Source organism: Gordonia sp. i37, from assembly GCF_002043085.1.
Lineage (GTDB): Bacteria > Actinomycetota > Actinomycetes > Mycobacteriales > Mycobacteriaceae > Gordonia > Gordonia polyisoprenivorans.
Window position 1 is genome coordinate 1 of sequence record NZ_MVPX01000591.1, and the last position, 275, is coordinate 275.

Consider the following 275-nt stretch of genomic DNA (forward strand, 5'->3'; position numbering starts at 1 on the left):
AAGTCGTTTGGTTCGCAGAATATTTGGCGTGATGTGTCGTTGACCTTGCCGGAGGGTGAGGTGTCGGCGTTGTTGGGTCCGTCGGGTACCGGTAAGTCGGTGTTCTTGAAGACGTTGATCGGGTTGTTGCATCCGGAGCAGGGGTCGGTGGTTGTGGATGGCACCGATATCACCCAGTGTTCGGCGAAGGAACTGTATGAGATCCGTAAGTTGTTCGGTGTGTTGTTCCAGGACGGTGCGTTGTTCGGGTCGATGAGTTTGTATGACAACATCGC

General features: G+C 54.2%; 1 protein-coding gene. It reads left to right on the forward strand.

Annotation, left to right across the window (positions count from 1 at the left end):
• The coding region (locus B1964_RS28515; protein ID WP_139765929.1) for an ATP-binding cassette domain-containing protein at positions 1 to 275 on the forward strand (275 nt) is incomplete at both ends.